The sequence below is a fragment of the Micromonospora sp. SD19 genome (assembly GCF_054462275.1).
In genome coordinates this window covers 46,329-59,507 of record NZ_JBTLMN010000016.1, presented here as the reverse complement: position 1 = coordinate 59,507, position 13,179 = coordinate 46,329, and the positions used below count along the sequence as shown (strand labels likewise).

Annotated in this window: 13 protein-coding genes; 5 read left to right on the top strand and 8 right to left on the bottom strand. The window is 72.8% G+C overall.

The window, feature by feature from the left end; genetic code table 11:
- Nucleotide 1: 1 nt before the first annotated feature.
- The 3 genes from ACX27O_RS32115 to ACX27O_RS32105 form a co-directional block, all read right to left on the bottom strand.
- Nucleotides 2-1,093, bottom strand: a complete 1,092-nt coding sequence (locus ACX27O_RS32115; RefSeq protein ID WP_030335942.1) for an SRPBCC domain-containing protein — start codon at nt 1,091-1,093, stop codon at nt 2-4.
- 67 nt (nt 1,094-1,160) lie between these two features.
- Nucleotides 1,161-2,210 (bottom strand): NAD(P)H-dependent flavin oxidoreductase, encoded by a 1,050-nt coding sequence (locus ACX27O_RS32110; RefSeq protein WP_458940562.1) that lies wholly within the window; start codon nt 2,208-2,210, stop codon nt 1,161-1,163.
- Nucleotides 2,211-2,239: 29 nt separating this feature from the next.
- A complete protein-coding gene (locus ACX27O_RS32105; protein WP_247681116.1) occupies nt 2,240-3,349 on the bottom strand; it encodes an esterase-like activity of phytase family protein in 1,110 nt (369 codons plus the stop codon).
- Between the two features lie 145 nt (nt 3,350-3,494).
- On the opposite strand from ACX27O_RS32105, the gene ACX27O_RS32100 reads away from it, so the two are divergent.
- Nucleotides 3,495-4,460 (top strand): hypothetical protein, encoded by a 966-nt coding sequence (locus tag ACX27O_RS32100; protein WP_458940561.1) that lies wholly within the window; start codon nt 3,495-3,497, stop codon nt 4,458-4,460.
- A gap of 76 nt (nt 4,461-4,536) precedes the next feature.
- On the opposite strand, the gene ACX27O_RS32095 is transcribed toward ACX27O_RS32100, so the two are convergent.
- Nucleotides 4,537-5,646, bottom strand: a complete 1,110-nt coding sequence (locus ACX27O_RS32095) for a ricin-type beta-trefoil lectin domain protein (protein WP_458940560.1) — start codon at nt 5,644-5,646, stop codon at nt 4,537-4,539.
- A 300-nt stretch (nt 5,647-5,946) separates the two neighbouring features.
- Between ACX27O_RS32095 and ACX27O_RS32090 the strand changes: the two genes are divergently transcribed.
- Nucleotides 5,947-6,219 carry a hypothetical protein gene (locus ACX27O_RS32090; protein ID WP_051708766.1) on the top strand — a complete coding sequence of 91 codons (273 nt, stop codon included), beginning with the start codon at nt 5,947-5,949 and terminating at the stop codon, nt 6,217-6,219.
- 152 nt (nt 6,220-6,371) lie between these two features.
- Here ACX27O_RS32090 and ACX27O_RS32085 read toward each other — a convergent pair whose 3' ends face one another.
- Entirely contained in the window at nt 6,372-7,640 is a 1,269-nt protein-coding gene (locus ACX27O_RS32085; RefSeq protein WP_030335955.1) for an Nramp family divalent metal transporter, read from the bottom strand.
- A 225-nt stretch (nt 7,641-7,865) separates the two neighbouring features.
- Between ACX27O_RS32085 and ACX27O_RS32080 the strand changes: the two genes are divergently transcribed.
- From ACX27O_RS32080 to ACX27O_RS32070, 3 genes are read left to right on the top strand one after another with little or no spacing between them, the layout of a single operon-like run.
- Nucleotides 7,866-8,273, top strand: coding sequence for a GntR family transcriptional regulator (locus ACX27O_RS32080; RefSeq protein ID WP_030335957.1), 408 nt, complete (start codon nt 7,866-7,868; stop codon nt 8,271-8,273).
- Between the two features lie 20 nt (nt 8,274-8,293).
- Nucleotides 8,294-9,184 (top strand): ABC transporter ATP-binding protein, encoded by an 891-nt coding sequence (locus ACX27O_RS32075; protein WP_458940559.1) that lies wholly within the window; start codon nt 8,294-8,296, stop codon nt 9,182-9,184.
- On the top strand, nt 9,181-10,170 hold the full coding sequence (locus ACX27O_RS32070) for an ABC transporter permease (protein WP_030335961.1): 990 nt from the start codon (nt 9,181-9,183) through the stop codon (nt 10,168-10,170). Before ACX27O_RS32075 ends, ACX27O_RS32070 begins: the two co-directional genes overlap by 4 nt.
- Before the next feature lie 49 nt (nt 10,171-10,219).
- Here ACX27O_RS32070 and ACX27O_RS32065 read toward each other — a convergent pair whose 3' ends face one another.
- The 3 genes from ACX27O_RS32065 to ACX27O_RS32055 form a co-directional block, all read right to left on the bottom strand.
- The gene (locus tag ACX27O_RS32065; RefSeq protein WP_458940558.1) at nt 10,220-11,296 is read right to left on the bottom strand and encodes a DNA glycosylase AlkZ-like family protein; all 1,077 of its coding nucleotides are present in this window, start codon (nt 11,294-11,296) and stop codon (nt 10,220-10,222) included.
- A 70-nt stretch (nt 11,297-11,366) separates the two neighbouring features.
- A complete protein-coding gene (locus ACX27O_RS32060; protein ID WP_458940557.1) occupies nt 11,367-12,197 on the bottom strand; it encodes an ABC transporter permease in 831 nt (276 codons plus the stop codon).
- Entirely contained in the window at nt 12,194-13,162 is a 969-nt protein-coding gene (locus ACX27O_RS32055) for an ATP-binding cassette domain-containing protein (RefSeq protein ID WP_458940556.1), read from the bottom strand. Before ACX27O_RS32055 ends, ACX27O_RS32060 begins: the two co-directional genes overlap by 4 nt.
- Nucleotides 13,163-13,179 lie beyond the last annotated feature (17 nt).

The window sequence follows — 13,179 nt, the reverse complement described above, 5'->3', positions numbered from 1 at the left end:
GTCAGAGGCCGGCGCACTGTTGCCCGCCGATCGTGCAGCTCTCCGGCTCCCGGGCCTTCGGCCGGCTGTCGCGGACGTCGAAGCTGATCGTCTGGGATCCCCCGGCCGGCACGGCGGTTCCGGTGAAGGTGATCACCCGTTTGTCCTGTCGCCAGTTCGCGCCGTCCACGTCGTCGACTGTGGTGCCCTCGGCGAGGGTGACCACCACCGCCCAGTCCGCCACCGCGGCGGTGCCGGGATTGCCGACCACGATCTCGCCGGTGTAGCCGAACAGCCGGCTGGAGTCGGTCTGGTAGCGGGCCGTCATGGGCGTCGGTGGCGGGGGTGGCGCAGCCGACTCGGTGGTGCGCGAGGGCTTCGCCGACGGGGTCCGGCTCGGCCGGGTGGTCGGTGACGCGGTGACCCGCGTGGGGCGCGCCGAGGGGGTCGCCGTGGGCGCGACGGTGCTCCGGGCCGGGGTCACCGTCGGCGACGCGCTGGGGGCCGGTGCGGGCGCGGCGACCGGCTCCGGGTCGGGCGGCAACGTCACCCAGGCCGCTGTCCCGGCCAGCAGCACCGCCCCGGCCACAACGGCGACCAGCGTGCGACGCCGGCGGGGGTTGCGGCCGGCCCCGCCGCGTACGCCGAGCACCGGCAGTTCCGCTGTCATCCCACCGTCGGCGCGGCGCAGGTCGACCTGCTGGAAGGCGAGCCAGTCGAGAATGGCCGGCAGCCGCACGGTGAGCGCCTGCCGCAGCTGTTGCTCACGGGGCTCGTGCTGCTCGCCGGACCACGCGCCGTGCGTGCTGACCTCCCGGAGCTCCAACCGGCAGCCCTGCTTGGTGGCGGTGACCGTGCAGGTCAGCTCGCTGAGCCGGCCAGCCTCGTCGCAGGACAGCACGAGGAGGTCCGGCTCCTGTCGCTCGGTCACCTCGACCTCGACGTTGGCGTCGAAGCCGGGCAGGCCGGCGGTGTGCAGCAGCAGCCGGTCCGGCACGCCCTCGACCGTCTCGGCCTCGGCGAACCACCGGCCGAGCAACTGCCGGTCGGTCAGGGCGAGCCAGACCCGCTCAGCCGGGTGGGACAGGTCGACCTGCGCACCGATCTCGATCACGGCGAGACTCTAACCGGTTGCCCGCCGGACCTGTCCCGCCCGCCCGAGCCGGTTGCCGGCGCCCTGATCAGCCCCAGCGAGCGGACCGTGCGACCACTGTGGCCAGCGCGGCCCGGGCGTCGGCACTCACCTCGGCGACCACCTGCGCCGCCGGCAGGTCCCGGGCCAGCGGGTGGGCCTGCCCGGCCCACAGGTTGGCCACCGACGCGTCCCCGTCGCGCCGGGCGGCGGCCAACAGTGGGCGCGTCAGGTGGAGCACCTGGGGGTAACCGCGCGGTGCCACCGCGTCGTGTTGGCGCAGGAAGTCGTTGGCCACCCCACGGGCCCGCTTACCGGTGTACGACCGGGTCAACGCGGTCGGCGTGGCACCGGCCACCGCCGCCCGGTGCATCGGCGAGCTGCCCGCCTCCGGGCAGCGCAGGAAGGCCGTGCCGAGTTGCGCGGCGGCGGCGCCGGCGGCCAGCACGGCGGCCACCGCGGGACCGTCGACGAGGCCGCCCGCGGCCACCAGCGGCCGGTCACAGCGGGCGGCGGTCAGCCGGAGCAGCGGCAGCACCCCGTAGTCGTCGTCGTCCGGCAGGCCGCCACGATGCCCACCGGCCTCGGTGCCCTGCACCACCACGGCGTCCACACCGAGGTCGGCGGCGGCGGTCGCGGCGTCCGGGCGGGTGACGGTGGCCCACACCTCGGTGCCCCGCTCGCGCAGGGCGGTCACCGCCGCCCGGTCGGGCAGACCGAACACGAAGGACACGACCGGGACCGGGTCCGCGAGCAGCGCGGCCAGCTTCTCCGGGTACGCGTCGTCGCCTCCCACCGGCTCGCCCAGGCTCACCCCGCGCTGCCCGGCCTGCGGGGCGAGCCGTTCGGCGTACGCCTGGATGGCCGCCTCGTCGACGCCGCCGGGGTCGGGCAGGAAGACGTTGACACCGAACGGCCGGTCGGTGCGGGCGCGGACCTCGGCGACGTCGGCGACCAACCGTTCGGTGTCGATCATTCCGGCGGCGAGGAAGCCCAGTCCGCCCGCCGAGGACACGGCGGCCACGAGCGCGGGGGTGGACGGGCCGCCGGCCATCGGGGCGGCGATGATCGGGTGGCGCAACGTGGACAGGACGGACATCCTCCCATCCTGCCGCAGGCCCGGGCCGCTCACTGGCGCGCGGTGTGCCTCCAGCGCAGCACGCCGGCCAGCCCGAGCAGGAGCACCAGCGTCCCCGCTCCGGCCACCAGCGGCCACGTGCGCCCACCCGCGCCGCCGATCTCCCCGGCGGCCGGACGGACCGCCGTGGGCGACACCGGGTCGACGGACTCCGTGGCGGGAGTGGCGGTGGCCGTGGTGGCGGTGGCCGGGTAGCGCAGGATCGTCGGGCGGCTGGTGGGTTGGCCGGCGGCCTCGGAGACGGTGAGCAACGACCGGCCGTCGCGACTGTAGGTGATCGATTCGCCCTGGGGCTCGTCCGGCAGCGGGGTGATCCGCGCGGTGCCGGTGGTCAACGCGCGGACCACGTCGCCGTCGGGCACGTCGTACTCGAAGGCGTCGGCGTAGCTGCGCAGCGCCACCCGCCGTCCGTCCGGGGCGGCCGCCGCGCCGGTGATCACCCCGCGCCCCAGGAAGGAGAACGGGTTGCTGGTCGTGGTTGTCGGCAGTGTCACCTGGCCCAACGCGGTCAACGGCGTCGTCGCGTCCGCCCGCAGCGCGGTGGTCGGCGCGTACAGGAAGACGGTGCCACTGCCGCCCTTGGTGATGATCAGCGGCCGACCGGACGCGTCGAGCAGCAGCGCCTCGGCGTCGTGCGGACGGTCCGGGTAGGTCATCCGGTGCAGCACCGGTTGCTCCGCCCCCGGCGCGAGTCGCCACACCCCGACCGTCGGCCGGGACCGGTCGTTGTCGCCGATGTCGGCGACCCAGACGGTGCCGTCCCGGCCGATGGCCAGGTCCTCCGTGTCCCGGGGCCGGGACGGGAAGGAGACAGTTCGCCGCACCGCGCACCGCTGGTCGAGGAAGAAGATCCGGCGGCGCGCCTCGTCGTCGGCCCCGTCGTTGATCACCACGTACCCGTCGTCGGTGGCGACCATCCCGGAGATCTCGCGGAGCCGGTTGTCCCGCACCTCGCAGACCGGCGTGCCCGCCGCCGCGCCCGCCGAGGCGGTGCCTGGCACCAGCGCCACCGCCGGCGGCAGCACGCCAGCGAGCAACACGGTCAGCACCGCCAGCGCGCGAGCACGCCGCCCCCAGGTCAACCGTCCGCGTACCCGCATCGCCCACCCTCCTCGTCGCGGCCGTGAGCGGCCACCCGCCCATCCTGGCCGATCCCGGCCAGCGGCGGCGGTCATCCGGGGGACGCACCCGGACCCCTGGTCGATGTACTGTCGCTGCGCCCGATTCTGCAGCCGGAGGATGTCCATGACCGTGCGCGACACCAGGCCGGCCGACCGGTTCGGGCGACGGCTGCTGCGCCGCCTCGGCCGCCCGGCCGGTGGCGCCGCCGTCGCGTGGGTGCCGCTCGCCGCGGTCATCTGTGGCCTCTTCACCGGCGCGCTGGCGAGCCGGGCCGCCTGGGAAACGTCTCGGCCGCAACCCGACCGGGCCGAGGCCGCCGCCATCCTCACCGAGGTCTTTCCCGGGCACGACCTCGGTGAGATCGACACCCCGCCGGCCCTCTTCGTCGTCTACGGGCACGCGCTGCGTCTGAAGACCGTCAAGACACTGCTGTTCGGTGACGGCGGCGAATATCAGGAGAGCGCCACCGGCGCCGCTGCCTTCGGCGCGCCACCGGTGCCCGCCGCACAGACCGTCGCGGTGGCCAGGGAGCGCCTGACCGGTGCCGGCTGGCGGGTGTACGACCCTCAGGTGTCCGACCGGGTCGGCTGCGCGGACAAGCTCTGCGCCACCCCGGAGGCGATCAGCGACACCGCGCTGACCGCCCGACGTGGCGACACCATCCTGAATGCCTCGATCTCCTCCCAGACAGCCGTGGACGCCACGTACCTCTCGGTCGAGCTGCACCGGGCGCCGCCGCCCCTGGTGGTCCCCGCCGGAGTGCTCGCCACGGTGCTCGGCGCGGTGGCCGGCTGGATGGTCTTCGGCTGGGTCAGCCGTCGCACCGAGGGGCGTCGACGCCGGGGCGCGGTGAACGGCCTGGTCGGGGTGGCCACGGTGCTGTGGTGGCTGCCGGTGCCGCTGAGCGTCCCCGTCCTGTTGGGGCACCATCGGGACGAGCCACACCCGGCCTGGCATCCGTACTGGGAGTGGTTGGGCCAGCCGACCGCCTCGCTGCTCTTCCTGGTCGGCGCCGGGTGCGCGCTGCTGGCGTTGGGGCTGGCCGCCGGACCCCGTCGGGGCACCACACCCGAGGCGGCGACCGGCTGACCGCCGTCGCACCGGTCCGGGCCCGCCCAGGGCCGGCCCCGCCGGGGTACGACGTGGGCCGGACCCTGGGCGTCCGCTAGCGGACGGACCAGCGCTGGGCGCCGGTGCCGTCACACGTCCAGAGCTGCGTGGTCGTGCCGTTGGCCGTCCCGGCGGAGGTCACGCTGACGCACTTGCCGGCGGAGGTGAGCACGATCGTGCCGTCCGTCCGGAACGTAAAGCGCTGCGCGGCGGTGCCGTTGCAGGTCCAGATCTGCACCCTCGTGCCGTCGGCGCTCGCTGCGCCGTTCACGTCCAGGCACCGATCGCCGTAGACCCGCAGCTCCCCGGCGGCGGTACGGGTCCAACGCTGGTTGGTGCCCCCATGGCAGTCCCAGATGATCGTGGGGGTACCGGTCGTGGTGCTGGCTCCGGAGACGTCCAGGCACCGCCCGGAGGCGGGGTTGACCAGGCCGACGGCGGTGCCCACCGGCGGTCCGCCCGCCGGGACCAGGCTGCCGGGCACCGACTGCAGCGCGGCGTACCAGCGGGCCGCCATCTTGTCGTACCCGCCGGCGTTCGGGTGGACGCCGTCGGCGAGGTCGGTGGTGGTGAGCGCGGCGTGCATGTCGACCAGGTGCACCCGGCTGCCCTTCTGCGCCACGATGCCGGGGATCGCCGCGTTGTACGCCTGCACCCGCGCCTCCCGGTTCGGGTCGGATTCGGGGGTGATGGTGGCGACGAAGACGTCCGCCAGCGGAGCCGTCAACCTGATCTTGTCGATGAGACCGGAGAGGCGTGCCGGAGCGTTGGCGAGGTCGTAGTTCTGGTTCACGTCGTTGGTGCCGATGTGCAGCAGCACCGTACGCGGGTCGGTGGCCCGCAACCAGGTGACGATGTTGGCGTCGAGCTGGTCGATGCGCCAGCCGGAGTGGCCCTCGTGGTCGTGGTCACCGAGACTGGCCGGCCCGTTGAACCCCGAGCCGACGAAGTCGACGGTGTAGCCGCCACCGACCAGCCGCTGCCACAGGTTGATCCGGTAGCCGCCCGGAACGTTGTAGCCGTCGGTGATCGAGTCACCGAGTGGCATCACGCGTACGCCGCCGTTCGACTCGGCCTGGGCGGGTGCGACCTGGGTCAGCGCCAGCACGGCGCCGAGGACGAGCCCGAAGGCCCCCGCGGCGGCCCGTCGTGCGTTCCATCGCATTGTTGATCCCTCTCCTCGAAGGTCGTCCGGGCCGTCAGCGGTGCCTGTCCCGCCGAAACGACGACCACTCCAGACGCATTGATTGATGATGGACAATCAATTCGTCCGGCTGGACCGACTGCGGCGCGGACGCGAGCCAAACGCCGAGCTGGCTGCGCCGAGCGGTCCCGGGCCCGTCGCCGTGGAGGCAGCACCTCCCGGAAACCGCCAGATCTCGGCTGGCGTGGCAGTCTGAGTGCGGCTGTGGTGGGTAGGCAGCGGCCCGGCGGCATATCCATACCCGCCGGGTGGGAGGCTCCGATGAGCACGTACCGGGATGAACAGGGCGGCACGATCCCTCCTCCGGAGGCGGACGCCCTTGAGCAACGACAGGACGCGTTCGACGTCGGCCCGCCGGACCGGGTGTCGGGTGACGTGGACCCGGAGGCGGCCGAGGCCGACCTGGCCGAGCAGGGCGCCTTCCCGGCGGGCACGCTCGAGGAGGTGACGTCGCTGCCGGCCGACGCCAACCCGGCGGACGCCCTCGAACAGCGTCAGGAGATCCCGGCCCGCGACGAGGGACGTCGCACCTGAGCCACGCCCGCCCCGCCACCACACGGGCCCAGCCGACCTGGTCTTCAACGGGTGATGCCTGTGAGTCATAAAGATGACCCACGGGCATCATGCTCGTGGGGAGTCGAACCCAGGCGGCCCGCCGGCTCAGCCGGCGGTGCTGACCGGCCGGCTCAGCCGGCGGCCACCTGCCAGAGGAGGAACGCGTTGAGCGCGACCACCAGCACGGCCACCAGGGACGCGGCGGCGGTGGTGAGCGGGTGGTTGACGAGGTTGCCCATCAGGTCGCGGCGGCGGGTGAAGGCGACCACCGGGATCAGCGCGAACGGGATGCCGAAGCTGAGGATGACCTGGGACAGCACGAGCGCCCGGGTCGGGTCGAGGCCGATGGCGAGCACCCCCAGTGCGGGCAGCAGGGTGACCAGCCGACGCAGCAGCAGCGGGATCCGGCGCCGCAGGAAGCCCTGCATGATCACTTCTCCGGCGTAGGTGCCCACGCTCGTGGAGGCGAGCCCCGAGACCAGCAGGGCGACGGCGAAGCCGAACGCGGCGGCGGTCCCGATGCTCTGGCCGAGCCCGGCGTGCACCCCCTCCAGACTGTCCGCACCGCCCGGGCCACCGCCCCGGAAGCTGGCCGCGGCGATCAGCAGCATGGCGAGGTTGACCGCGCCGGCCACGCTCAGGGCGAGCAGGACGTCGGTGCGCTGACCGCGGAACAGGATCCGACGCTCGGCGTCGTCGGCGGCGGGAATGCGGTCCCGGGTGAGCGCGGAGTGCACGTAGATGACGTGCGGCATCACTGTCGCGCCGAGGATGCCGGCGGCCAGCAGCACGCTGTCCGTGCCCTGCAGGCGCGGCACCAGACCGGCCATCGCCGAGCCGGGATCGGAGCCGGAGGCGAGCAGGTTGGCGGCGAAGGCCAGCACGATCACCCCGAGCAGGACGGCGATGGCGACCTCGAAGGCGCGGTAGCCGCGTGAGCGCAGCGCGAGCACGGCGAACGCGGCGGTGCCGATGATGATCCCGCCGGGCAGCAGGGGAATGCCGAAGAGCAGGTACAGGGCCACCGCCCCACCGATCACCTCGGCCAGGTCGGTGGCCATGGCGACCAGCTCGGCCTGCACCCACATCATCCGGTTCACCGGCCGGGGCAGGCGTTCCCGGCACAGCTCGGGCAGGCTGCGCCCGGTGGCCAGACCCAGCTTCGCGGTGAGGGTCTGCACCAGCATCGCCATCAGGTTGGCCACCACCACGACCCAGACCAGCAGATAGCCGTAGCGGGCACCGGCGGCGGAGTTGGTGGCGAAGTTGCCGGGATCCACGTAGGCGACGGCGGCGACGAACGCCGGGCCGAGCAGGATCAGCCGGCCGCGTACCCGGCCCCGGGCGCGAGCGGCCTGTAGTGGAGTCGTCCTCGACGTCGTCAGTTCGTTGGTGACCATCGAACCCCTCCCCCTCCACGCGGATCGCTGCCGGTCCCTTCCCGTCGGGCTGGCCCGTCGGGGCCAACCGCTGGCCTGCCGGTGCCACCTGGGCCGGCCCGGCACCCGCGAGCCGACAGTGCGCGCGGGGGTGAACGGGCCGGGGCGGGCTTGACAGCTCACCGGGCACCGATGAAGCTGTCTATTAGTCCTACTGTCGTAGGACAACAGGAAGGATCATCGCGAGTGATCGAGTTCGTACTGGACAGCCGGTCGAAGGTGAACACCTACATGCAGCTCGTGCAGCAGGTGAAACAGGCGCTGCGGGTCGGCCTGCTGACGCCGGGAGACCAGTTGCCGAAGGTCCGGGACGTCGCGCAATCCCTGGCGATCAACCCGAACACGGTGCTGAAGGCGTACCGGGAGTTGGAGATCGAGGGTCTGGTCGGCGGCCGGCCCGGGGTGGGCACCTTCGTCCAACGCACCCTGGCCGGGGCGTCCCTGCCCAATCAGGCCGAGTTGCGCGACGACCTGGTCGCCTGGCTGCACCGGGCGCAGGCCGCCGGCCTCACGGCCGAGGACGTCATCGCCCTGGTGGAGACGACGCTGCGCGCCACCCTCGCCGACGACGCCCCGCAGAAGGAGCCCGCGTGAACGCAACGAGAGGACAAGGGATGGACATGGTCTTGGAAGCAGACCGGCTCGGCAAGCGGTACGGCAGCACCTGGGCGTTACGGGACTGCTCACTGCATCTGCCGGCCGGGCGGATCGCCGCGCTGGTCGGGCCCAACGGCGCGGGCAAGAGCACGCTGTTGCACCTGGCCGTCGGGCTGCTCAAGCCCACCGAGGGCACGGTCCGGGTGTTCGGCCGGTCTCCCTACGGCGACACGGACGGGCTGGCCGACATCGGCTTCGTCGCCCAGGACACCCCGCTGTACCGGGACTTCACGGCGTCCGAGTTGGTCACCGCCGGCGGCAAGCTGAACAAACGGTGGGACGCGGGGTTGGCCCGCAAGCGGCTGGCCCAGCTCGGCATACCGCCGGACAAGCCGGTCGGTAAGCTCTCCGGCGGTCAACGGGCCCAGGTCGCGCTCGCCCTGGCACTGGCCAAGCAGCCACGGCTGCTGCTGCTCGACGAACCGGTCGCCAGCCTCGACCCGCTGGCCCGACGGGAGTTCCTCCAGTCGCTGATGGGCAGCGTCGCGGAATCAGGCACCACCGTCCTGCTCTCCTCACACCTGCTGGCCGACCTGGAACGCGTCTGCGACTACCTGATCGTGCTCAACGCCTCCCAGGTGCAGCTCACCGGCGCGGTCGACGACCTGGTCGCCGAGCACCGGCAGCTGGTCGGCCCCCGTCACGACGGCGGCGTCATCGGGGGCGTCACCGCCGTGATCCGGGCCAGCCACACCGACCGGCAGACCACCCTGCTGGTCCGCACCGACGGGCCGGTCACCGATCCGGCCTGGACGATCCGCGAGGTCAGCCTGGAGGACGTCGTGTTGGCCTACCTGGCCGACGGCACCACGCAGACCAGTCACAGCGAGTGGGGAGTGGCAGCATGATCTGGTTGACCTGGCGGCAACACCGCAAGCAGGCGTTCTTCACAGTGCTGGCGCTCGCGGCGCTGGCCGCCATGCTGGTGCCGATCGGTCTGTCGATGCGGCACACCTTCTCCGATCTTGGGCTGGCGGACTGCGCACGTCAGCTCGCGGACACCAATGTGACGGCGGCGACCAGGGAGGCCTGCGACGCGGGTTTCCGCCGCTTCGGCAACCAGTACAGCAGCCTGAACCTGGTGGCCGTACTGCTGGTCTCCCTGCCGGTGCTGGTCGGTCTGTTCTGGGGTGCACCACTGGTCGCCCGCGAGGTGGAGCACGGCACGCACCGGTTCGTCTGGACCCAGGGCGTCGGCCGGACCCGCTGGGCCCTCGTGAAGTTCGGGCTGGTGGGCGCGGCCGTCCTGGTTCTCGCGGCGGTCTACGGGCTGGGCATGTCGTGGTGGGTCGACCCGCTGACCCAGGCCGCGTACGAGGGCCGGCTCGGCATGATCGTCTTCGACCTGCAAGGCATCGCGCCGATCGGCTACACCCTCTTCGCCGTCGCGCTCGGCATTTTCGCCGGCACGATGTGGAAGCGGATGCTGCCCGCCATGGGCATCACCCTCGCCGGGTTCATCGGCGTACGGGCGGCGGTGGAGATCCTGGCCCGACCGCACTACCAGCCGGCCCGCACCCAGACCTTCCCGATCGAGGGGGAAGGGCCACCGGAGGTCAGCCGGGGGGACTGGATCCTCACCCAGGGTGTGCGCAACCCGGACGGGACGATGATCGCGGAGGACACCCGGATCCAGTGCCCGCCGGGCGGGAAGGCCCCGGACGGCCGGGTCTGCGGGGCCGAGTTGGGCCTCGAACCGGGCGCGTACAACTGGCAGCTGTACCAGCCGGCGGACCGGTTCTGGCTGTTCCAGGGCATCGAGACCGGCATCTTCGTCGCCCTGGCCCTGCTCCTGCTCTATCTCGCCGTCCGCCGGGTCCGCCGGATCGCCTAGCCGGTTGACGGGTGCTCGTCGGGGCGGCGGGGGCCTCGGCGATCACCCGTCAGCGGGGAAGGTCCACGGTCAGCGACAGCCAGGACGCGAGGTCGCGCACGGCGGTGGTCACGTCGGGGGTGAAGGGCACGTCCTCGTGGATGGCGTGCACGGTGAGGGTGCCGCGCCGACGCTCGGCCGTGGCGTCCAGCTTTCCGACGAGCCGGTCGCCGTGCAGGATCGGCAACGCGAAGTAGCCCCACCGCCGACCCGCCCTGGGTTTGTACATCTCCAGCACGTAGTCGTACGCGAAGAGGTCCGCGAGGCGGACCCGGTCGTGCACCAGCCTGTCGAACGGCGACAACAACGCCGTACGACCGGTGAAAGGCTGCCCGAGCGCGGCCGGGTCGACCCGCCACTGGCCCGCGACTCCTTCGATCACCGCTGGCTCGCCGACGTCACCGACCTCGGCCGGCTCGCCGGGCACCACCACCGCCTTCTCCCGGGCGATGCCCAGCGCCCGCAGCCGTCGCTCGTTGCGGAGCCGGCGTGCCTGCTCCAGCTCGACGACGGGCACGCCGGCCGGGTAGACCCGCTCCGCCACGTCCCAGAGCCGCTGTCGGCCCCGGCGGCCGGCGATCGCGACCTCGCCGCGCAGGACCAGGAACTCCAGCATCTGGGTGACGTTGCGGTTGTTGGTCCAGCCTGACGACGGCCACGGCACGACGCTCGTGTCCGGGATGTCGCGGGACAGCAGCGGACCGGAGCGGCCGAGCAGGTCGAGCACGTCGCGCCGGAACGAGTCGTTGGCGCGCAGCCACTCGCGGTGGCGCTCGTGACCGGGCGCCGCCGCCATCGCCGCGAGGAAGAGCCCCAGGTCGTCCATCGGACGCACCATCGCCTGGTGTTCGAACAGCGTCCGGTCCCGTTCGAGGGCGTCGCGCAACTGCGTCGGCTGGTACGACGAACCGAGCCGGCTCCAGCAGACGAGATCGGCGCTGGGCGCGACGGCGGCCGTCGGGTCGAGCTGCACCAGGGTCAACTGACGGACCACTGTGAGAAGGTCGCTCGGGCGCGGGGCGGCCAGCAGTTGGGCCCGGATGGCGATCCGCCGCGCCTGGGCCCGATCGAGTCGGTGCACGTCCACGCCGGCGAGCCTAACGGCGCTCAGCGACATCGACCGGGCCCAGCGAGTCGGATTGCTCAACGGCTCGTGCTCAGTCGGCCAGCCGCCGGTACCGGAGGACCGAGAGTGGCAGGAAGACCGCCACCAGGACGAGCGGCCAGAGCACCGCCAGCCACGGGTAGTGCTGCGCAGCCCAGGAGTCACCACCCGAACCGGGGTTGCCGAACAGCTCGCGGGTGGCGCCGACGGTCGCCGACAGCGGGTTCCACGCGGCCACCGCACCGAGCCAGGCGGGCATGGTGGACGGTGCCACGAACGCGTTGGAGAGGAAGCCGAGCGGAAACTCCAGGGTCTGCACGGCCACCACGGCCGTCTGTCCACGGGTGACCAGCCCGAGGAAAATGCCGACCCAGATCAGGGCGAAGCGCAGCAGCAGGATCAACCCCACCGCCGCCAGCGTGGCCGCGGCCCCGCCGTGCGCCCGCCACCCGATTGCCAGACCGGTCAGCAGCAGGACTCCGAGGGTGACCAGCGCGAACAGCATGTCGGCCACCGCCCGGGCCGCCAGCGGCGCCAGCGGGGAAACGGGCATCGATCGGAGCCGGTCGGTCACGCCGCGCTCCAGGTCCTCGGCGACGGCCACCGTGGTGAGGCTGATGCCGAAGACCATGGTCATCACGAACATGCCGGGCATCAGGAACTCCCGGTAGCTGCCGCCGCCGGGCACCTGCAACGCGCCACCGAACAGGTAGGCGAACATCAGCACGATCAGGATGTTGAAGCCGAGCGAGGCGATCAGCGGGCCGGGGTCGCGTCGCCACCGGGCCAGGTTGCGCCAGATCAGGGTGCCGCTGTCGGCCAGGAGGGCGGGACGGCCGGGCGTCAGATCCACCGCCGGGGCCGGCATGCTCACCGCGCTCATGCCACCACCTCGGCGGTCGGTGCCCGGTCTCCGGTGAGGTGCAGGAACACGTCGTCCAGGGTCGGTCGGCGCAGCGCGACGTCCGCCACCGGGACGTTCACGGCGTCGAGCGCCCGCAACACGTCGACGAGCGCGCCGGCCCGGTGACCGACCCGGACGCTCACCATCCGCCGGTCCACGTCGACAGTCGGTTCGTCGTCGACCGCCCGGCGGACCTCGGCGACGGCGACGGCGAGGTCGGTCGGCGCCGCGACGACCACCTCGATCCGGTCGCCGCCGAGCCGGGTCTTCAGGTCGTCCGGCGTACCCTCGGCGATCACCCGGCCGGCCTCGACCACCGAGATCCGGTCGGCGAGTTGGTCGGCCTCGTCCAGGTGCTGGGTGGTGAGCAGCACTGTGGTGCCGGTGCGCACCAACTCCCGGACCGACTCCCACACCTCGTTGCGCCCGCGCGGGTCCAGCCCGGTGGTGGGCTCGTCGAGGAAGAGGACCGCGGGGGCCAGGATCATGCCGGCCGCCAGGTCGAGCCGGCGGCGCATCCCTCCCGAGTACGTGCTGACCGGCTGCTCGGCGGCGTCGGCGAGACCGAAGCGTTCCAGCAGCTCGGCCGCCCGCTGCCGGGCCCGCCGGCGACCGAGGTGGAACAGCCGGCCGAAGAGCACCAGGTTCTGCCGACCGCTGAGCGCCTCGTCGAGCGCGGGATGCTGCCCCACCAGACCGATGCGGTAGCGCACCTGGTCGGGCTGGTTCGTCACGTCGAACCCGGCGACCTCGGCACGACCCTCGTCCAGCCGTAGCAGTGTGGACAGGATCCGTACCGAGGTGGTCTTGCCGGCGCCGTTCGGGCCGAGCAGGCCGCACACCGTTCCCTGCGGCACCCGCAGGTCGAAGCCGTCCAGCGCGTACCGCTCCCGGTATCGCTTACGCAGCCCCTCGGCCGCTATCGCGTCGCCTCTTGTCGTCACAGCGCTCCCTCACCACG